The 18203-nt window shown below is 71.4% G+C and carries 20 protein-coding genes; 11 read left to right on the top strand and 9 right to left on the bottom strand.

Annotated elements, in window-relative coordinates:
- Positions 1–22: 22 nt before the first annotated feature.
- From QLQ12_RS16295 to QLQ12_RS16275, 5 genes are all read right to left on the bottom strand, one after another.
- Complete coding sequence (locus tag QLQ12_RS16295) at positions 23–214, bottom strand: DUF5703 family protein (RefSeq protein ID WP_282760785.1); 192 nt, start codon at positions 212–214, stop codon at positions 23–25.
- Between the two features lie 5 nt (positions 215–219).
- Positions 220–1299 carry a hypothetical protein gene (locus QLQ12_RS16290; RefSeq protein ID WP_282760783.1) on the bottom strand — a complete coding sequence of 360 codons (1080 nt, stop codon included), beginning with the start codon at positions 1297–1299 and terminating at the stop codon, positions 220–222.
- Positions 1300–1362: 63 nt separating this feature from the next.
- Positions 1363–2001, bottom strand: coding sequence for a response regulator transcription factor (locus QLQ12_RS16285; RefSeq protein WP_282760781.1), 639 nt, complete (start codon positions 1999–2001; stop codon positions 1363–1365).
- On the bottom strand, positions 1998–3206 hold the full coding sequence (locus QLQ12_RS16280; protein WP_282760779.1) for a sensor histidine kinase: 1209 nt from the start codon (positions 3204–3206) through the stop codon (positions 1998–2000). Before QLQ12_RS16280 ends, QLQ12_RS16285 begins: the two co-directional genes overlap by 4 nt.
- Complete coding sequence (locus QLQ12_RS16275; protein ID WP_282760778.1) at positions 3203–4201, bottom strand: aldo/keto reductase; 999 nt, start codon at positions 4199–4201, stop codon at positions 3203–3205. The genes QLQ12_RS16280 and QLQ12_RS16275 overlap by 4 nt, the downstream gene beginning before the upstream one ends.
- Before the next feature lie 137 nt (positions 4202–4338).
- On the opposite strand from QLQ12_RS16275, the gene QLQ12_RS16270 reads away from it, so the two are divergent.
- The 6 genes from QLQ12_RS16270 (at position 4339) to QLQ12_RS16245 (ending at position 9459) form a co-directional block, all read left to right on the top strand.
- Complete coding sequence (locus QLQ12_RS16270; protein ID WP_282760775.1) at positions 4339–5391, top strand: LLM class F420-dependent oxidoreductase; 1053 nt, start codon at positions 4339–4341, stop codon at positions 5389–5391.
- Complete coding sequence (locus QLQ12_RS16265) at positions 5391–6083, top strand: MSMEG_4193 family putative phosphomutase (protein WP_282760773.1); 693 nt, start codon at positions 5391–5393, stop codon at positions 6081–6083. Before QLQ12_RS16270 ends, QLQ12_RS16265 begins: the two co-directional genes overlap by 1 nt.
- A 109-nt stretch (positions 6084–6192) precedes the next feature.
- Positions 6193–6798: a DUF3090 domain-containing protein gene (locus tag QLQ12_RS16260; RefSeq protein ID WP_282760771.1), complete on the top strand. Its 606-nt coding sequence runs from the start codon at positions 6193–6195 to the stop codon at positions 6796–6798.
- On the top strand, positions 6795–7610 hold the full coding sequence (locus QLQ12_RS16255) for an SCO1664 family protein (protein WP_407651490.1): 816 nt from the start codon (positions 6795–6797) through the stop codon (positions 7608–7610). The genes QLQ12_RS16260 and QLQ12_RS16255 overlap by 4 nt, the downstream gene beginning before the upstream one ends.
- A 56-nt stretch (positions 7611–7666) precedes the next feature.
- A complete protein-coding gene (mshC, locus tag QLQ12_RS16250; RefSeq protein ID WP_282760770.1) occupies positions 7667–8911 on the top strand; it encodes a cysteine--1-D-myo-inosityl 2-amino-2-deoxy-alpha-D-glucopyranoside ligase in 1245 nt (414 codons plus the stop codon).
- A gap of 254 nt (positions 8912–9165) precedes the next feature.
- A complete protein-coding gene (locus QLQ12_RS16245) occupies positions 9166–9459 on the top strand; it encodes a hypothetical protein (protein ID WP_282760768.1) in 294 nt (97 codons plus the stop codon).
- Positions 9460–10104: 645 nt separating this feature from the next.
- On the opposite strand, the gene QLQ12_RS16240 is transcribed toward QLQ12_RS16245, so the two are convergent.
- Positions 10105–10815, bottom strand: coding sequence for a response regulator transcription factor (locus tag QLQ12_RS16240; protein ID WP_328518282.1), 711 nt, complete (start codon positions 10813–10815; stop codon positions 10105–10107).
- Positions 10812–12137: a sensor histidine kinase gene (locus QLQ12_RS16235; RefSeq protein ID WP_282760766.1), complete on the bottom strand. Its 1326-nt coding sequence runs from the start codon at positions 12135–12137 to the stop codon at positions 10812–10814. Before QLQ12_RS16235 ends, QLQ12_RS16240 begins: the two co-directional genes overlap by 4 nt.
- A gap of 111 nt (positions 12138–12248) precedes the next feature.
- On the opposite strand from QLQ12_RS16235, the gene QLQ12_RS16230 reads away from it, so the two are divergent.
- Complete coding sequence (locus QLQ12_RS16230; protein WP_282760765.1) at positions 12249–13637, top strand: alpha/beta fold hydrolase; 1389 nt, start codon at positions 12249–12251, stop codon at positions 13635–13637.
- Positions 13638–13658: 21 nt separating this feature from the next.
- Here QLQ12_RS16230 and QLQ12_RS16225 read toward each other — a convergent pair whose 3' ends face one another.
- A complete protein-coding gene (locus QLQ12_RS16225) occupies positions 13659–14450 on the bottom strand; it encodes a GntR family transcriptional regulator (RefSeq protein WP_282760763.1) in 792 nt (263 codons plus the stop codon).
- 279 nt (positions 14451–14729) lie between these two features.
- On the opposite strand from QLQ12_RS16225, the gene QLQ12_RS16220 reads away from it, so the two are divergent.
- From QLQ12_RS16220 to QLQ12_RS16210, 3 genes are all read left to right on the top strand, one after another.
- On the top strand, positions 14730–15140 hold the full coding sequence (locus QLQ12_RS16220) for a DUF6232 family protein (RefSeq protein WP_282760762.1): 411 nt from the start codon (positions 14730–14732) through the stop codon (positions 15138–15140).
- Positions 15141–15255: 115 nt separating this feature from the next.
- On the top strand, positions 15256–16182 hold the full coding sequence (locus QLQ12_RS16215) for a helix-turn-helix domain-containing protein (RefSeq protein ID WP_282760761.1): 927 nt from the start codon (positions 15256–15258) through the stop codon (positions 16180–16182).
- A gap of 22 nt (positions 16183–16204) precedes the next feature.
- On the top strand, positions 16205–16396 hold the full coding sequence (locus tag QLQ12_RS16210) for a DUF397 domain-containing protein (RefSeq protein ID WP_282760760.1): 192 nt from the start codon (positions 16205–16207) through the stop codon (positions 16394–16396).
- Between the two features lie 47 nt (positions 16397–16443).
- On the opposite strand, the gene QLQ12_RS16205 is transcribed toward QLQ12_RS16210, so the two are convergent.
- A complete protein-coding gene (locus tag QLQ12_RS16205) occupies positions 16444–17313 on the bottom strand; it encodes a PAC2 family protein (protein ID WP_282760759.1) in 870 nt (289 codons plus the stop codon).
- A 125-nt stretch (positions 17314–17438) separates the two neighbouring features.
- On the opposite strand from QLQ12_RS16205, the gene QLQ12_RS16200 reads away from it, so the two are divergent.
- A complete protein-coding gene (locus tag QLQ12_RS16200) occupies positions 17439–17993 on the top strand; it encodes a hypothetical protein (RefSeq protein ID WP_282760757.1) in 555 nt (184 codons plus the stop codon).
- Positions 17994–18203 lie beyond the last annotated feature (210 nt).

The raw sequence follows: 18203 nt of genomic DNA, 5'->3' as shown, positions 1-18203 counted from the left end.
CGCTGCGAGCGGGCGGGCCTTCTCAGTAACTGAGGCCGGGCTGGGGGGTCGTCTGGCGGCGACGGCGGAGCATGACCTTCCGCGTGCCGTCGGCGAAGAGCTGGACCTTGGCCAGCTCCCACCCGGAGAACTCGGCCGCAATGGCGAGCTGCGCCGCCGCGGTCAGACGATCGACATTCGAAGGCAACCGGAGCGGCGCGTATTCGTAGTCCATGCGATCTAATATGCGCTCGGCCGGTGGCGGTGCACCAGACCCTTCCCGGTGGCGCCGGTCGCATTTCCGCACTGCTCACAGGGTGGGCGGCGGCGCAGGTGGTAACCGTAGGCGGCGGCTCCCAGCGCCACGCTCCACAGCGGCCACAACAGCATCGGCAGCCGGGACAGCAGGTCCGTGCCACGCAACAGCGCCTCCGAGCCGTCCCCGGTGTAGAGCGACACCGACGCCGACCAGACGAACACGGCCACCACCGCCGCCGGGACGGTAGCCAGCCTGATCGGCACCGTGCGGCCGCCCAGCCACGGCATCCAGCGCGGGAACCGCTCGCCCCAGCGCTGCGTGAGGCCCAGCGTCAGGACCGCGCCGGCCAGCGCGAACACGCCGAGCCCGGCGCCCGCCCAGACGAGGCCGGTGCGCCGCATCTCGGCGAGGAACTCCGGTGTGATCCCGAGCGGGTAACCGGCCGCCCAGGCCAGGCGGACCGCCGCGTACAGCGCCGGGATGACCGCGGCGGTCCAGGCGGCGGCCCGCCCCCACCGGGCGGCCGCCGCCGGGGCGGTCCAGCCGGACGGGTCGCCGGTGCGGCCGCAATCCACACACGCGCCGGACGAGTGCCGCTGCCGGCGCAGCACCGCCCGGGCGATCAGCACACCGCCGGCGACGGCCAGCGCCTCGTTCGCGAGCGTCCAGGTGAACACGTCGCCGTAGTCGATCGGCGGCCACCCGAACGGCAGTCCACCGATGATGACCGGCAGGTAGCCGGCCACCGTCAGTAGCCGGACGTCCGGCACCACCAGCAGCAGCGCGGCCGCCACCACCCACAGGTAGCCGGTCAGGATTCTCTCCAGAGGCCGGCGCGGGCCACCCGGGCCGAGGGCGATCAGCGCGACCGCGGCGGTCAGCAGCACCGCCGCGAAGACCGGGGCGCCCACGTCGGCGGGCACCGCCCGGAGCACGCTCGCGTCGTTGTGCGGCGCGGCCGGTCCGTACGGGTAGCCCCGGCCGGTCACCGCCCACACCAGGGCGAGGGTGCCGTAGCCGGCGGCCCATCCGGCCGCCGCTCTCTGTGCTGTCTGGGTCATACATCGACCCTCGCCGAGGCGGCGCGCGGACGGATCCCCATCGCGAGTGGTCCCGCTCCCTCCTCAGAGGGAGACGAATCCGGAGCGGTAGGCCGCCACCACCGCCTGGGTACGGTCGCGTACGCCCAGCTTGCCGAGAATCGCCGCCACGTGCGTCTTGACCGTCTGCACGCCGAGCACCAGCCGCTCGGCGATCTCGGCGTTCGACAGGCCCTCGGCCATCAGGGTCAGCACCTCGCCCTCGCGCGCGGTCAGCCGGGCCGCGCCGACCCGGCCGTCCGGCGGGCCGTACGCCGCGGCCAGTCGCCGCACCGCCTCCGGGAACAGCAGCGAGTCGCCGCGCGCGACCACCCGTACCGCGTCGGCGATCTGCTCCGGGCGGGCCCGTTTGAGCAGGAAGCCGCTCGCACCGGCGCGCAGCGCCTCGTAGACGTACTCGTCGTTGGCGAAGGTCGTCACCACCAGCACCCGGGGCGGTTCGGCGAATCGTTCGAGCAGCAGCCGGGTGGCCTGGATGCCGTCCATCCGGGGCATCCGCACGTCCATCAGCACCACGTCCGGCCGCAGGCGCAGGGCGGCCGGAAGCACCTCGGCGCCGTCGGCGGCCTCACCGGCGACGGTGAGGCCGGGTTCCGCGCCGAGGATCGCCCGCAGCCCGGCCCGCACCAGCGCGTCGTCGTCGGCGATCAGCACCGAGGTCATCGGGGATCCGCCGCCGGCAGCCGGGCGACGACCCGCCAGCGGTCGCCGTCGGGTCCCGCGGTCAGTTCGCCGCCGAGGAGCCGGACCCGTTCCCGCATCCCCTCGATGCCGTGGCCGCCGCCGCGCCTCACGGCGTCGCCCGCTCGCGGGTTCGTCACCTCGATCACCAGGTCGTCCTCCTGACGGATGCGTAACGTGGCCGGCCCGGCGCCGTGCCGGGCCGCGTTGGTCAGTGACTCCTGCACGATGCGGAACGCCTCCCGGGAGACCGGCGGCGGCACGCCGACCGGGCCGACGTCGGCGTCCACCGTCCCGGAGGCGAGCAGCCGGCCCAGGTCGGCGAGTGTGGGCGCGGGCCGCCGGCCGTCCGCGCCGTCGGGGTCGTCGCGCAGCACGCCCAGCACCGTGTCCAGTTCGGCGGCGGCGGCCCGGCCGGTCTCCTCGATCGCGGACAGCGCCTGCCGGGCGAAATCGGGGTCGGCGCCGAACACCGCCCGGGCCGCGCCGGCCTGCAGGGTCATCACGGTCAGCGCATGGCCGACCGAGTCGTGCAGCTCACGGGCCAGCCGGTTGCGTTCGGCCAGCCGGCGTTCGCGCTCGGCGACCGCGGCGAGCCGTTCGGCCGGGGACGGTCCGAGCAGCACCGGCGCCATCGTGGCGGCGAGCCGGCCCAGGCCGGCCGCGGCGTAGAGCGTGCCGGCCAGCAGGGCCAGTCCGATCAGCGCCCACCACCACGGCCCGGCCGACCGTAGCGGGCCCAGCTCCAGGCCGGTGAGGGCGCCCTCGCTCAGGCCCAGCCGTTCGGCGAAGGCGATCGCGGCCACCGGGATCGCGACCGCGCCGAGCACGCCGATCAACCCTCCGCCGACCAGGTGCAGACCGAACCAGATCGCGCTCCGCAGCCGGGTCTCCAGCGCGAGCGGCCCCGCGGGCCCGGGGCCGGGCAGATCGGCGCCGAGCAGCGCCCGGGCCGCGACGATCTCCAGCTCCCGGGTGCCGCCGAGGAACGGTGGAACCGCGGCGATCAGCGCGGCGAACAGGATGACCGCCAGCGCTCCGCCCCGGTTCGGCGCGTCCTCGGCGACCGTCTGCGCCAGCAACCCCGCACCCAGCGTGTATGGCAGCAGCAGCACCCCGCCCAGCAGCAGGAACACCACCCGCCGGTAGGTGGCGGCGGAGAACAGGGGACCCAGCGCCCGCCTCATCCGTAGTAGGAGTGCGGGTGCCCGGTCCCCTCGCGTTCCGGATAGCCGACCTCGATCGCCGACACGTCCTCCAGAGCCATCGCGATCTCCGCGGGCAGGGTGAGCTGCTCGCTGCGCAACGCGCCCTGCAACTGCCCGGACGTGCGGGCGCCCAGGATCGGGGCGGCCACCCCGGGCCGGTCCCGGATCCAGGCCAGCGCCACCTCCAGCGGCGAGACGCCCAGGCCGGCCGCCGCGGTCACCACCGACTCCACGATGCTGGAGCTGCGCGGCTCCAGATAGTCGCGGACGAACGCGCCCATGTGCTCGGTCGCCGCCCGGGAGTCGAGCGGCCGGCCGTTGCGGTACTTGCCGGTGAGCACGCCACGGCCCAGCGGCGACCAGGCCAGCACCCCGAACCCGAGGGCCGCGGCGGCCGGCAGGATCTCCCGCTCGATGCCGCGCTCCAGCAGCGAGTACTCCATCTGGGCGGCCACGATCGGCGCCCGGCCGGGGTACGCCGACTGCCAGGTCGCGGCCCGCGCGGTCTGCCAGGCCGCGAAGTTGGACACCCCGGCGTAACGAACCCGGCCGCTGGCCACCGCGTGGTCGAGGGCGGCCAGAGTCTCCTCGAACGGGGTCTGCGCGTCATAGCCGTGGATCTGCCACAGGTCGACGTAGTCGGTGCCGAGCCGACGCAGCGACGCGTCCAGCGAGCGCAGCAGATTGCCCCGGGAGGCGTCGCGCGGGCGGTACCGGTGCGGGGTGAGGCCCGCCTTGGTGGCGATGACGATCTCGTCGCGCGGGACCAGATGGTCGAGCAGGGAGCCGATCACCGCCTCGGCGTCGCCGTCGCCGTACACGTCGGCGGTGTCGATCAGTGTGCCGCCCGCCTCCAGGAAGATCTTCAGCTGATCCGCCGCGTCGTCGGGGTCGGTGTCCCGGCCCCAGGTCATGGTGCCGAGAGCGAGCCGCGAAACCGCTAGCCCGCTTCGGCCGAGCGGTCGCTGATGCATGAGTGAACCTTATTCAGAGTGCCTGTCCCGCGAAATGCTCAGGCCTCACCCGGCTGGGTCGGTTACCGGACCGAAACGCCGCTGTCGCCGATCAGTAGGCTTGCTGCTGACACCCAAGATCTGAGGGGGACAGGCACGTGCGGCTCGGACTAAACCTCGGCTATCAGACGGCGTGGAGCACACCCGCCGACCATCTGGCGATGGCACGGGAGGCCGATCGCCTCGGTTATTCCGTGGTCTGGGCCGCCGAGGCGTACGGCTCGGACACGGTCAGCATGCTCGCGTGGATCGCCGGCCAGACCGAGAAGATCGACCTCGGAGCCGCGGTCATGCAGATCCCGGCCCGCACCCCGGCGATGACCGCGATGACCGCCGCCACCCTGGACACGCTCTCCGGCGGCCGGTTCCGGCTCGGGCTCGGCGTCTCCGGCCCGCAGGTCTCCGAGGGCTGGCACGGGGTCCGGTTCGCCAAGCCCCTGGCCCGCACCCGGGAGTATGTCGACATCGTCCGGATGGCGCTCGCCCGGCAGCCGGTGTCCTACCAGGGCGAGCACTACGAGCTGCCGCTGCCCGGTGGCGCCGGCAAGGCGATCAAGCTGGGATTCCACCCGCTCCGCACCGACCTCCCGGTCTACCTGGCCGCGGTCGGCCCGAAGAACCTGGAACTGACCGGCGAGATCGCCGACGGCTGGCTCGCCATCTTCTTCGCCCCCGACGCCGCGGCCGACCATCTGCGGCACATCGAGGCCGGCCGGGCCCGGACCGGGCGCGACCTGACCGGGTTCGACGTGGTCGCCTCGGTGCCGGTGGTGCTCGGCGACGACCTCTCGGCCTGCGCCGACGTGGTCCGGCCCTACGCGGCGCTCTACGTCGGCGGCATGGGCAGCCGGGAGCAGAACTTCTACAACGCCCTCGCGGTCCGCATGGGCTACGCCGACGAGGCGAAGGTTGTGCAGGACCTCTACCTGAGCCGGCGGCCGGCCGAGGCGGCCGCGGCGGTGCCGCGGGAGTTCATCGAGCGGACCTCCATCCTCGGTACGAAGGAGAACGTGATCAAGCGCCTGCGGGAGTACGCGGCGGCCGGCGTCGGGACCCTGTCGGTCAGCCCGTATGTCGGCGATCTGAAGAGCGGCCTCGACACGCTCCGGGTCGTCGCCGAGGCGTACGCCGAATCCGGTGTGGCGAACTAGTGGCCACCGTCCTGCTGCTCCGGCACGGCCGCACCACCGCGAACGCGACCGGTGAACTCGCCGGCCGGCTGCCGGTCGAACTCGACGACACCGGCCGCGCCCAGGCCGCCCGGGCCGCCGGCCGGCTGCGGGAGCTCCCGCTCGCCACCGTCGTCAGCAGCCCGCTGATCCGCTGCCGGCAGACCGTCGAGCTGGCCCTGCCGGAGTCCGAGCCGGTCATCGACGACGGCCTGATCGAGTGCGGGTACGGCGACTGGGAGGGCCGGCCGCTCAAGGAGCTCTCCACGGACCCGCTCTGGCCGGTCGTCCAGCACCACCCGAGTGCCGTGGTCTTCCCCAACGGCGAGGCGATGGCCGACATGTCGGCCCGCGCGGTGTCCACCATCCGCGCGTGGGACGCCAAGGTGACCGCCGAGCACGGGCCGGAGTCGATCTGGCTGGCGTGCAGCCACGGTGATGTGATCAAGGCCATCGTGGCCGACGCGCTCGGTCTGCACCTGGACCAGTTCCAGCGGATCGTGGCCGACCCGGCATCGATCACGGTCATCAGGTACACCTCCACGCGGCCGTTCGTGGTCCGTGTCAACGAGACGGGGGAGCTGGGCTCGCTCGTACCCCGCAAAATCGACGGCCGGGAGAAGTCCGAAGAGAGTGACGCGGCCGTCGGCGGAGGCGCTGGAGGGGGCGTCTGACAACGCTCCGTGATCGGTGCATCGCCGCTGGGTGTACCCCTTTGCGCCCTCGGCGAACCCGGTACGGTGGCCCGCGCGGTTGTCGGCGCGGATGGCTAGGGTTGTCTCCATGACCCACCAAGTGCATGCCTTCGAGCCGCCGGAGCGGTTCGTCGCCGGAACGGTGGGCGAGCCGGGGGACCGCACTTTCTTCCTCCAGGCCCGCGGCGGCGGTCGGGTGATCAGCGTCGCGCTGGAGAAGGTCCAGGTGTCGCTGCTCGCCGAGAAGCTTGAAGAGCTCCTGCTCGAGGCGAGCAAGCGGTTCGGTGTCGCGCTGCCGGAGGAGACCCTGCTGCCGGTGCACGACAACGAGCCTCTCGACACTCCGGTCGACGAGGAGTTCCGGGTCGGCACCCTGGGCCTGGCCTTCGACGTGGACACCGGCACGGTCGTCATCGAGGCGATCGAGGCCGGCGAGCCGGAACCCGACCTGATCGGTGACCCGCTCGACGAGGACGACGACGATGACGACGAGCCCGACGACGACGATGATGACGACGAGCCCGACGACGATCTCGACCGGCTGCGGGTGCGGCTGACCCCCGAGGCGACCCGCGCGTTCATCGACCGTGCTCGGCGGGTGGTCGCCGCCGGGCGGCCACCGTGCCCGCTCTGCGGCCAGCCGCTCGACCCGGCCGGCCATCTCTGTCCCCGGCACAACGGTTACCACCGGTGACGGCGGAGCCCACCTCCGTGCTGGCCGAGGCTGACGCGCTCGCACTGCTGGAGCGGGGCCGGATCGAGATCGAGGGGCGTCTCACCGACGCCTCCAACACCACCCTGCGCGCCGAGATCAGTCTGGATGGGCTGACTCGCCGCTGCGTCTACAAACCGGTCCGGGGCGAGCGACCGCTGTGGGACTTCCCGGACGGCACACTGGCCGGGCGTGAGATCTCCGCCTATCTGGTGTCCCAGGCCACCGGGTGGGACGTGGTGCCACCCACCGTCCTGCGGGACGGGCCGCTCGGTCCCGGCGCGCTGCAACTCTGGATCGACGAGCCGGCCGAGGTGCCCGCGCTGATCGGGTTCGTCCCGGCCTACGACGTGCCGGCCGGCTGGTTTCCCGTCGCCGCCGCCCGTGACGACGACGGCGACGCGTTCGCGCTGGCCCACGCCGACGACCCGCGCCTGGCCCGCCTCGCGATCTTCGACGCGGTCATCAACAACGCCGACCGCAAGGGCGCGCACGTGCTCTACCCGTCCACCGGCGGCGTGCACGGCGTCGACCACGGCGTGAGCTTCCACGTGGAGAACAAGCTGCGGACGGTCCTGTGGGGCTGGACCGGCAAGCCGTTGCCGGAGGACGCCGTCGAGGTGCTCGACCGGCTCGGCTCGCTCCTCGGCGGGCCGCTCGGCGCCTCGCTGGAAGAGCACCTGACCGTTTCCGAGGTGCAACACGTCGCGCTCCGGGTCAAACGGCTCCTGCGGGCCGGGCGGTTCCCGCAGCCGCCGACGGACTGGCCGGCTATTCCCTGGCCGCCGATCTAGAGGTTTAGCTCACGCTCCGCCGACTGCTTCCGGGGGCGCTGGTTAGGCTCCGGTGCATGGATGCTTGGACCGGTCACGACGTACCCACTTTGCCGGGCTCGCTCGAGCGATCGCCGCTGCGGCTCTACGACACGGCACGGGAGTCGGCGCAGCCCAGCACCCCTGCCGGCAGCGCCTCTATGTATGTCTGCGGGATCACTCCGTACGACGCGACCCACCTCGGGCACGCCGCCACGATGATCACTTTCGACCTGGTCAACCGGATGTGGCGCGACACCGGGCTGGACGTGCGTTACGTGCAGAACGTGACCGACATCGACGACCCGCTGCTGGAGCGCGCCGCACGCGACGGCGAGGACTGGATCGTCCTGGCGATGCGCGAGACCGCCCTGTTCCGTGAGGACATGGAGGCGCTGCGGATCATCCCGCCGGCCCACTACGTCGGCGCCGTCGAGTCCATCCCGGCGATCGTCACCCACGTTCAGGAACTCGTGTCCCGGGGCGCCGCCTACCGTCTCGAGGACGGCACCGGCGACGTCTACTTCTCCCTGAGCGCCGCGCCGAGGTTCGGCTACGAGTCGCACCTGTCGCGGGAGGAGATGCTCGTCCTGTCCGCCGAGCGCGGCGGCGACCCGGACCGCGAGGGCAAGCGCGACCCGCTGGACCCGCTGCTGTGGCGTGGCGCCCGCGAGGGCGAGCCGGTGTGGGACGGCGGCGACCTCGGCCCCGGCCGTCCCGGCTGGCACATCGAGTGCGCCGCCATCGCGCTCGGCCTGCTCGGCGACACCATCGACGTGCAGGGCGGCGGCAACGATCTGCTCTACCCGCATCACGAGTGCTCGGCCGCGCACGCCGAGGTGCTGACCGGGGCGGAGCCGTTCGCCGCGCACTACGTGCACGCCGGGATGATCGGGCTGAACGGCGCGAAGATGTCGAAGTCCCGGGGCAACCTGGTGTTCGTGTCGCGCCTGCGCGGCGACGGCGTCGACCCGATGGCGCTGCGGCTGGGCCTGCTCTCCGGCCACTACCGCACCGACCGCGACTGGACGGATGAGGTGCTCAAGACCGGTCAGCAGCGGCTGGCCCGCTGGCGCGAGGCGGCGGCCGTCGCGTCCGGCCCGTCCGGTGCGGGTCTGCTCGGCGCGGTGCGTGAGGCGCTCGCCGACGACCTCGACACGCCGGGTGCGCTGGCACTTGTCGACGCGTGGGCCGATGCGGCCCTGATCGGTGCCGGAGACGACACGTCGGCCCCCGAGCTGATGGTGCGGACAGTGGATGCCCTGCTCGGAGTGCGTTTGTAACCCATTTCGCGATGCCCCCGCCCGGTGTTCCGGGCGGGGTTTTTCGCGTTCGAGGGCTCATTCTCGCGTTTCCGGCGGCCCTTTTCGAGGCTAGGCCGCAATGCCCCGCGAGACCTTAGCCCGATTTTCCGTTTTTCGCCTCCTAAACCACGAAATGATGAAAGAGGGCGTTTTATTCGGTCAAATCCCCGCGAAACGGGTGTCGGCAGTCCAGAATTTTCCCCAAGCAATCCAACCGTTTGAAAGGAAACATCATGCGTCGCACGGCTCTGTACCTCGGCGGTCTCTTCCTGGCCACCGGCGCCACGCTCGCCATGGCTGCGCCCGCCCAGGCCGCCGACGGCAAGTGCAAGGGGAACGGCTACGTCGCCGGCTACGGCTACGACCACTACGCGCCCGTCGCGGTTGTCCCGGTCAGTGGCTACGGCTACGGTGGCGGCTACGGCGGCGGCTACGGCTACGGTGGGGACGTCAACTCCTACAAGGCCATCAACCAGAACGGCCTCGTCAACGTCGGTCTGATCGACAGCCCGATCGACATCCTCTGAGCCGGGTTGTAGCCAGGCCCGCAAGGGTCCGCTGTAATCACTGACTGATGCCCGAGGCGCCTGTTGGCGCCCCGGGCCTCAGTCTTTTCTGGGCCGGGTCGCCTTCCGAGCCGGTGTAGCCTTCTGCCCCCGGCCTGGCCTGCCACATCAGCGTCCTTTCCGGACCAACCTGGCGTTCCGGCGTGCGCGGCGGTCCGAGCAGGCGTTCCGCGCGTTGCGTTCCGCGTGTGTGTTGCCCTTCCGAGCGTGTGTCGCGTGCCGTGCTTGCCTTGCGTTCGCGGCGTGCCGTGCGTTCCGGGGGTGCGTTGCCCTCCGGCGTCCCTTGTGTTCTGGGACTTGTCAGGTCGGCGTCGCCTCCAGGTCGGCGTCGCCTCCAGGTCGGCTCGCGAACTTCCGACCCGAGGCTGTAGCCGTCCTCGGCCCGGCAGTGCGGCTTCCGGTTGGTTCCGTCAGACCGGTGGTGCCGTCACGCCGGTTTCGGCAGTGCTGCCCACACCGCACCCATTGTCTGCTCAGGGCATTCGCGTCGCACCCGTGTTCTGAGATTTGAGGCCCGCTCCTCACCGTTCGACTGATCTTGCGGAAGGCTGAGCATTGCTCGGCCGGGTTTGCTGCTCGGGCGCGGTCAGTTCGACCGGAGGGCGGTCACACCAGTTCGGCGTCGTGGACGAGGATGGCGATCTGGACGCGGTTGTTCAGGGCGAGTTTGCTCAACAGCCGCGAGACGTGGCCTTTGACTGTGGGCAGGCCCATCCCGAGTTCAGCGCCGATCTCGGCGTTGGAACTTCCTTGGCCGACGAGGACCGCCACCTCGCGTTCCCGGTCGGTGAGGGCGGTCAGCCGGGTCCGGGCATGGGCTCGCCGGGTGCCGGCCTCCGGGTCGGCGACGTGGTCGATCAGGCGGCGGATGACGGTGGGGGAGAGGGTGGCCGCTCCGGACGCGACCGAACGCACTGCCGCCAGGATCTCCCGTGGCGGTGTGTCCTTGAGCAGGAATCCGCTGGCCCCGCCCCGCAGCGCCTCGAGGACGTATTCGTCGGCGTCGAACGTGGTGAGCACGACCACCTGCGGTGCGCCCGCTCTGCTGCGGATGCGGCGGGTGGCCACGAGCCCGTCGACCCGTGGCATCCGGATGTCCATCAGGATGACGTCCGGCCAGTGCGCGTCGGCGACCGAGATGGCCTCGGCGCCGTCGCCGGCCTCGGCGACCACCTCGATGTCCGGCGAGCCGCCGACCAGGATCCGCAAGCCGGCCCGGACCAGCGGGTCATCGTCCACGATCGCTAGCCGAATCGGCCGTTCACTCCCGGCCGCGCCGAGACACGGACCGCTGCCGGGTGATGGGGTTGTCCTCACTTCGGCCACGGCAGCTCGGCCTCCAGACGAAATTCGCGGTCACCGGCACCGTGGGTGACGCGGCCGCCGGCAAGAGCCACCCTCTCCCGGATGCCGACCAGACCGAGGCCGCCGCCGGGACCGGAGCCACGGTCGAGAACTGCTCCAGGGCCGGAACTGCGATCCGGGCGAACTCCAAGGCCGGGACCGGAAACCGGGCCCGGACGGGAGCCAAGGCCTACGCCGAGGTCAGAGCCAGAGCCAGGGACGGAGCCAGAGCCAGAGCCAGGGACGGAGGCGGAGGCGGGGGACTGGGCTTTGGGCGTACCGGAAAGGGGGTTGATGACGGTGATGCGCAGGACCTGACCGGCCTCGCCCGCCAAGCGCACGGATGCGGCCGCCTCTGATCCGTGCCGGCGGGCGTTCGTCAGCCCTTCCTGGACGATGCGGTACGCGGTCCGGCCGAGTTGGGCGGGTGGCCCGTCCGGTGGCAGGTCGTCGGTGTAGTCGATCGTCATGCCGGCGGCCCGGGCGCTGCCGATCAGTCCGGCCATGTCGGCCAGGCCGGGCTGTGGCGGCTCCGGCCGCCCGCTCGGCACACCGATCACCGAGCGCAGTTCCTCCAGCGCCTCGTGGGCGCTGCTCCGGATGGCCCCGGCGGCGGTCGCGAGTTCTTCCGGCGAGGCGTCGAGGCGCACTTCGAGGGCCCCGGCGTGCAGGCTGATCAGGGACATCCGGTGGGCCAGGACGTCGTGCATCTCGCGGGCGATGCGAGCTCGCTCGGTGAGCCGGGCGCGGTCCTCGCGCAACTCCTGTTCGGCTTCCAGCCGGGTCGCGTGGTCGCGCAGCGACGTGGTGAGCCGCCGGTACGCCTGCACGAACAGGCCCCAGCCCAACGCCGCCGCGGTGACCACCGTGCGCACCAGGAGGTCCATCCAGATGCCGGAGGACGGGTGGTCGTGCAGCAGGTAGTAGACGCCGCCGGTGCCGATGTTGATCGCGCCGAGCACCAGCAGGAGCGCCGGTCGCCGCCGGATCGCCACGGTGAAGAGCGCCACGATGATCGGGCCGGTGGAGGTCACCGAGATCGCCCCGAGCGGCAGCAGCGCGAGGGTGACTTCCAGCGGGTGCCGTCGGCGGGCGAGCAGGGCGAACGCGCCGGCGACCCCCAGTGCCAGGTCGGCCTGCCAGGGGATCGCCGGGCCGGGCCGGGTGGCGTCGCCCAGCAGCATCATCACCGGCCCGTAGGTCAGGGCCAGCCCGATCGCGACGGTGTCGGCGAGCCGGTTCCGGGTCGCGGCCCGGCGGGCGCTGGGGTCGGGCACCAGGAGCGCGAACAGCATGCCCGCAAGACTAGGGGGATCCGTCGACGGTTCGGGACCTACCAAAGTATGGGCCGGAGCCATGCCACCGGCCGCTGTGGACGGGCCGGTTCGCGGTCGATGCTCTCCGGCATGACTGCACTTGCCCGGATTCACCCCGCCGCCCGGATCGGCGGCGCTCTTCTCGTCGCGGCGGCCTGGGGTGTGGCTGCCGGCCTCTGGACGCCGCGCGGCCCGCTCACCGGTGCGGAAGCGCTCTGGTCGATCGCGATCAGTGCTGGCGTCGGCGTTCTGGCGGGCCGGGCGGCCCGCTCCCGGTGGGCGATCGCCGGCGCCCCGCTCGCGTACGCCATTGCCCTCGAACTGACCAGAATGAGCGTTCCCGGCCCGTCCGCCGACCTGCCGCGCCTCAGTGCGATGGGAGTGTTGGTGCTGGTCACCGGCCGTGGCATGCACGGCCTGTTGTCTCTGCTCCCGATGGCGGTCGGCGCCGCCTACGCCCATCGCCGCCCGGGCCGCAGCCGGTGGAAACGGGTCAGCGGCCGGATCGTGACCGACTTCGCGGCCTTCGTGACGGTCGTGATCACGGTGGCTGTCGCGGTGCCGGCCCGGACCGAGCCGATTCCGGGCGGTGTCGCCGAGCTGACACGGGCCGGCGACCTCGCCCTGATGATCCGTGGCCGGGACGCCCGCCTGCCGGTGCTGCTCTACGTACCGGGCCCGCCCGGTGGTTCGGAGACTTCGACGATGCGCCGCCTGCCCGGCTTGGAGGACCGTTTCGTCGTGGCCACCTTGGACCGGCGGGGTGGGGGAGCGTCCTATCCGGCGCTCGGCGGCCACCCGGCCATCAGCCTGGAGACCGAGATCGCCGATGTGCTCGCCGTCACCGACCATCTCCGGGAGCGGTTCGATCAGGACCGGATCGTGCTGGTGGGGCATTCCGGCGGCTCGATTCCGGCGACCCTGGCCGCGCACCGGCATCCGGAGCGTTACCGCGCCTATGTCGGCACCGGGCAGGCGGTGAACCTGCGGGCGAGTGACCGGATCTTCTACACCGACATTCTGGCCTGGGCGCGGGCCGACGGCCGCGGCGACGTGGTGCGGCAGTTGGAGGCGCAGGGGCCGCCGCCGTGGAGTGACGTCTACTCCTATGAGCCGTTCCATCTCTATGCCACGCGGGCGTACGGCCTGCCGGATCCGCCGTTCGACCTGGACGCCGAGGAGCTGACGCTGCTGCAGAAGGCGCACACCATGACGGCGATGCTGGACACCTGGGCCGCCCTGTATCCCCGGATGCAGGACACCGACCTGCACCGGGAGGTCCCGGCCCTGGCGATTCCGGCCTACTTCGTGCAGGGCGGGCGCGAGATGCGCGGCCTGGCCGTGGAGTTCACGACCTGGTATTCCGCCCTGCGGTCGCCGGACAAGCGCCTGGTCACCTTCCCGGAGGCGGGCCACCGGCCGATGGCCGAGGACCCGGACCGGTTCACCGCCACCCTGATCAATCTGCTGGGTAGCTGACAGGCGACGCCAGAGGCGGTGTCAGGCCAGCGCGAGCCCCGGATCCGGGTCGGGTTCCGGGGCGGGCGCCGGGATCCGGTACTCCTCGGTCAGGGTGGTCATCGGCCCCGGCCAGGTCGCCTGCGCCACTTCGATCGGCTTGCGGGTCTCGTCGAAGGCGACGTGCAGCAGATGCAGCACCGGGGTGTCCGGCCGGATCTGCAGGATCTCGGCTTCCTCGCGACTCGGCTGCCGGGCGCTGATGGTGTCGGTGGCCGACGTGTATCGGCGGCCCAGCACCTCCTCGGCCTCCTGGTAGAGCGGCCGGCCGAACGCTTCCATGCGTTCCAGCGGGGTGCCGGTCGCGTCGGTCACCCGGAACCATGAGGCGCCGAGTTCGACGGTGGCCTCGTCGGTGCGCACCACATGCCGCCTGACCAGCATCTCGGTGCCGTCTCGGACGCCGAACGCGTCGGCGACCTCGGGCGGTGCGGCTTCCCGGCCGACGCCGGTGAGCTGCTGCCGGTAGCGGGCGGCCAGGTCGGCGTGGTAGCCGCGGTGCGCGCCGTACCGGCCACGGGAGAGACGGTTCAGGCGGCGGCGGGTGCCGCGGACGTACGTACCGGAACCGGGTTTGGTGATCAGGACGCCCTCGACCCGCAGCTGGTCGACGGTGCGTTGCACGGTCTGTTTGGCCACGCCGAACATCTCCGCCATGGCGGGGATGGACGGCAGCCGCTCGCCCGGCTGCCAGTCGCCGCGCCGGATGCGTTCCCGCAGCTGGGACGCGATCTGCCGATGCGGGAACTCGGCGGCGCCCGGATTGATGCTCATGACCGGCTCCTTCCAGCTAGGTTCCTAGGATGCGGCACGGAGTGACGGGTCAGCCGCTTCGACACGCGGTGAAAGCCATGAGTGAATTCGCCTATCAGCTACAAGGCTTTCTGCAGCCTGGCGGTCATGGGCGGTTAGCCCCATACTGAATCGACGTTAAGGGATGCGAGGCCCCCAAAACGCGGCGAGCAGGAGCTAGCGGCCGCGTCCCCGGCCCTCTCGTCCCGGGAGGAGGAGAGCCGCCTCCTCCGACGTGTCAGGCGAGGGGAGGGGTGGAAGTTGCCAGTCTTCTATCGAGGCCCACGGGCCCTCATCACGCACCACGTCGTCGAGGTTGCGAAGGAGCACCGCCGGCTGTACCTGGTGGCCGAGATGAGCGACGTCCACATCGTCCGCTTCGATGCGGACGCCGCTGACGCCGGCCGGCATGTCGCGGGAGTGTCGGCCCTGGTCGCGGCGGTTATCGCGGTTCCCGTCGTAGGTCCCGCCTCGATGCTGCTGACCGCGGTGACGTCGGCGGCGCTGGGGGTCGGCGCCATGTTCTGCCTGCGGCCGAGGGGTGGTCGCTGGTGGCAGCTGCGGGCCGGCTACCGGGGCGAGATCGTCGAGGTCTTCTCATCCCGCGACGAGCGGGAGTTCGCGGAGTTCTGCCGGGGTCTGGTCCGTTCCTTCGAGTACGGGGAGCCCTGATCGAGTGACCGGCGCGCGGCTTGCGGTATTCTTCGGCAGGCCGTGAGCGTTGCGGCACTCAGCGATGTCGCTGTCAAGGGCGATTGGCGGCATTTAAGCGTTTAGTGAGGCTCGGATGTCGGCTGCGCGCGACGACCTGCCCGCTGTCTCGCGACGGCGGGTGCGACTGGCGTTGCGCGCGGCCCGTGAGCGCACCGGGCTGAGCCAGAGCGAGGTCGCCAAGAAGCTCGGGTGGTCGCTCTCCAAGGTGCAGCGCATCGAGCTGGGCGAGGTCACCATCTCACCGACCGACCTGCGGGTCGTGCTCGTGGACATCTACCAGATCTCCGATGAGGAGCGGATCGCCGCGCTGGTCGAGGACGCCCGTGTCTCCCGCCGCGAACGCTACTGGACGGCTCCCGAACACCGGGATCACCTGCCCTCCGGCCTGCTGCAACTTCTCCAGTTCGAGTTGGCGGCGCGAGCCATCCGCGAGTACCAGCCGACCCTGATCCCCGGGACTTTCCAGACGGCGGCCTTCGCGGACGCCACGCTCGCCAGCGCCGAACTCAATCTGAGCGAGGAACGGCGCACGGTGCGCCGCGAGGTGCGGATGGCCCGGCGCGAGCGGGTGATCGATCGCGCCGGTGCGCCCGATTACTACCTGCTGCTCGACGAGGCGGCGCTGTTGCGGGTCGTCGGTGACATGGCCATCGCCGCCGACCAGTTCGACGACCTGGCCGAGGTGTCCCTCCGGCCGAACGTCCATGTGCACGTGCTCCCCATGGACCAGGGTGCGCTGATCGGCACGTTCGGAGCGTTCATGGTGCTGCACCTGGGGGCCGATCCGGACGACGCGGTGCTGTACAGGGAGTCGTACATCCGGGATGAACTGGTCGAAGACGTCCCGGAGGTGGTGTATCACCACGAGGTTTTCGAGCGGTACTGGCTGCAGTCGCTCGACGAGGAAGCGAGCCGGGCGCTCATCCTGTCGCGGGCCTATGATCTTCGCGCGCGAATCGCCAGGGCGTCGTCCGGCCGAGATCAGGACAAGGGTTCCTGACTGGGTGCGAGAGAGGTTCGAGATGGCAGAGACCACAAAGACGTGGAGACGCAGTTCCTTCTGTGCGGCCGGCGCCTGTGTCGAGGTGGCGCAGATCGACGGCACCATTCAATTGCGTGACAGCAAGAACCTGGAGTGGCCGGCGTTGGTGTTCACACCTGATGAGTGGACCGGTTTCCAGGAAAGCGTTCTGGCGATGGGCAAGTCTTCCTGAGTGGCGCAGGTGGGCGCCCCGCTGAGGGCGCCCACCTCACGCGCGTCTCACCAGGAGCCGGCCGTCGGGCCGGCCGACCCGCCCCGCCGTCGCAGGTACTTCTCGAACTCGCTGGCGATCTCGTCGCCGGTCAGCGGCTGAATCCCCGCGTCGCCGACCCGTTCCTCCAGCTCCCGCACATACTCCCCGAGTTCCGCGTCCTGCTCGGCGGCGGCTCGGACCCGCTTCTCCCAGTCATCGGTCTGCTCGGCCAGGTCAGCCATCGGCACCGGCAGGTCGAGGACGTCCTCGATGCGGCTGAGCAGCGACAACGTCGCCTTCGGGCAGGGCGGGTTGTTGGCGTAGTGCGGCACGTGCACCCAGAACGACAGCGCGTCCAGCTCGGCGCGGCCGGCTGCTTCCTGCAGCACGCCGACGATGCCGGTCGGACCGTCGTAACGGGTCGGCACGACCTTGTACTTCTCGGCGGTCTCGCGGTCGGTGGCGGTGCCGCTGATCGGCAGCGGGCGTGTGTAGGGCACGTCGGCGAGCAGGGCCCCGAGCAGCACGATCCGGTTGACCTCGAGGCTGTGGCAGATCTCCAGCACCGATTCGCAGAAGGTGCGCCACCGCATGCTCGGCTCGATGCCGCGGATCAGCACCACGTCACGGTCGGAGCCGGGCGGGCTGGCCACCATGAACCGCGTGGTCGGCCACTCGATCTTCCGTGTCTCGCCCTCGGCCATGGTGATGGTGGGCCGGCTGACCTGGAAGTCGTAGAAGTCCTCAGGGTCGATGCTGGTGACCTCGCGGGCCTCCCAGACCTGCTCGAGGTGTTCCACGGCCGCGGTCGAAGCGTCCGCAGCATCGTTCCAGCCCTCGAAGGCGGCGATGGCCACGGGGGAGCGGAGCAGCGGAAGGCCGTCGAACTCAGTCATGGCACACAGCCTACGTGCGGGTGCGGGAACGTACCCGGCGGCCGCGCCGGGGGCCCCGGGGCATCAACCGCGCTCACTACCCGTGATGTCCAGATGATCCTGAAATGCCGGGGCATAATCTGCATATGGCCGACCATGTGGACCAGGTGCTCGGACCCACTGACGACACCGTCAGCTTCTTCCAGGCGCGCGGGATGTTCTACGTGACCGCCCTGTGGGTCCTGGCCGCCACCTGGCTGCCGATGCTGCTGCTCACTCTGCTGATCAGGACGGCCGCCGGCTACCGCCCGCGGGCCGCCGACATCGTGATCCACGCCGAGTTCGCGCTGATCGTCCCCGCGGTCCTGGCCGCCCTGGCGCTGCTGACCGTCTGGCGCCGGTTGGGCTGGCTGCACACCTCCGTGCACGGCCTCGACTTCGCCGCCACCGGCCGCCGCCCCGTCCACCTGCCCTGGTCCGGCATCGCCGCGGTCGCCCTGCGTGGCCGCGGACCGTTCACCGAGCTGGTGATCACCCCCGTGGCCGAGGACTACGCCGCCGTCCTCCCCGGACCCGGCGGCCCACCACGGGTCCGCCGCCGCGGCGGCGAGGTCGCGTACATCATCGATGTCGGCCTGATGTCGCCGGGACCGGAAGTCCTCCTCGCCGAATTGCACCGGCGCGTCCCCAGCAAGGTGTGACAGGTGCCCGGGCCGCTCGCCATCAGCCTTCCGGCGAGCTCCCGCCACCTCGAAGTCCTGGAGATCGCCGGGCTGATCTTCGCGGCCGCTCCGACGTCTTCGAGCTCCGACCTCTTCGGCTCTCTTCGAGCTCCGACCTCTTCGGCTCGAGGGTGGCCTGGCCCGCCTGGCCCTGACCCAGAGCCCGTTCCCCGCCGAGAGGGAAGCCGA

It is taken from the genome of Actinoplanes sandaracinus (genome assembly GCF_030009775.1).
GTDB classification, from domain to species: Bacteria; Actinomycetota; Actinomycetes; order Mycobacteriales; family Micromonosporaceae; genus Actinoplanes; species Actinoplanes sandaracinus.
The sequence above is the reverse complement of the archived record's forward strand: the minus strand, read 5'-3'. Positions and strand labels throughout refer to the sequence as shown.

Coding starts and splice junctions, on each gene's coding strand:
- QLQ12_RS16295 (WP_282760785.1), bottom strand. CDS start 214: ATGGACTACGAATACGCGCCGCTCCGGTTGCCTTCGAATGTCGATCGT.
- QLQ12_RS16290 (WP_282760783.1), bottom strand. CDS start 1,299: ATGACCCAGACAGCACAGAGAGCGGCGGCCGGATGGGCCGCCGGCTAC.
- QLQ12_RS16285 (WP_282760781.1), bottom strand. CDS start 2,001: ATGACCTCGGTGCTGATCGCCGACGACGACGCGCTGGTGCGGGCCGGG.
- QLQ12_RS16280 (WP_282760779.1), bottom strand. CDS start 3,206: ATGAGGCGGGCGCTGGGTCCCCTGTTCTCCGCCGCCACCTACCGGCGG.
- QLQ12_RS16275 (WP_282760778.1), bottom strand. CDS start 4,201: ATGCATCAGCGACCGCTCGGCCGAAGCGGGCTAGCGGTTTCGCGGCTC.
- QLQ12_RS16260 (WP_282760771.1), top strand. CDS start 6,193: ATGACCCACCAAGTGCATGCCTTCGAGCCGCCGGAGCGGTTCGTCGCC.
- mshC (WP_282760770.1), top strand. CDS start 7,667: ATGGATGCTTGGACCGGTCACGACGTACCCACTTTGCCGGGCTCGCTC.
- QLQ12_RS16245 (WP_282760768.1), top strand. CDS start 9,166: ATGCGTCGCACGGCTCTGTACCTCGGCGGTCTCTTCCTGGCCACCGGC.
- QLQ12_RS16235 (WP_282760766.1), bottom strand. CDS start 12,137: ATGCTGTTCGCGCTCCTGGTGCCCGACCCCAGCGCCCGCCGGGCCGCG.
- QLQ12_RS16230 (WP_282760765.1), top strand. CDS start 12,249: ATGACTGCACTTGCCCGGATTCACCCCGCCGCCCGGATCGGCGGCGCT.
- QLQ12_RS16225 (WP_282760763.1), bottom strand. CDS start 14,450: ATGAGCATCAATCCGGGCGCCGCCGAGTTCCCGCATCGGCAGATCGCG.
- QLQ12_RS16215 (WP_282760761.1), top strand. CDS start 15,256: ATGTCGGCTGCGCGCGACGACCTGCCCGCTGTCTCGCGACGGCGGGTG.
- QLQ12_RS16210 (WP_282760760.1), top strand. CDS start 16,205: ATGGCAGAGACCACAAAGACGTGGAGACGCAGTTCCTTCTGTGCGGCC.
- QLQ12_RS16205 (WP_282760759.1), bottom strand. CDS start 17,313: ATGACTGAGTTCGACGGCCTTCCGCTGCTCCGCTCCCCCGTGGCCATC.
- QLQ12_RS16200 (WP_282760757.1), top strand. CDS start 17,439: ATGGCCGACCATGTGGACCAGGTGCTCGGACCCACTGACGACACCGTC.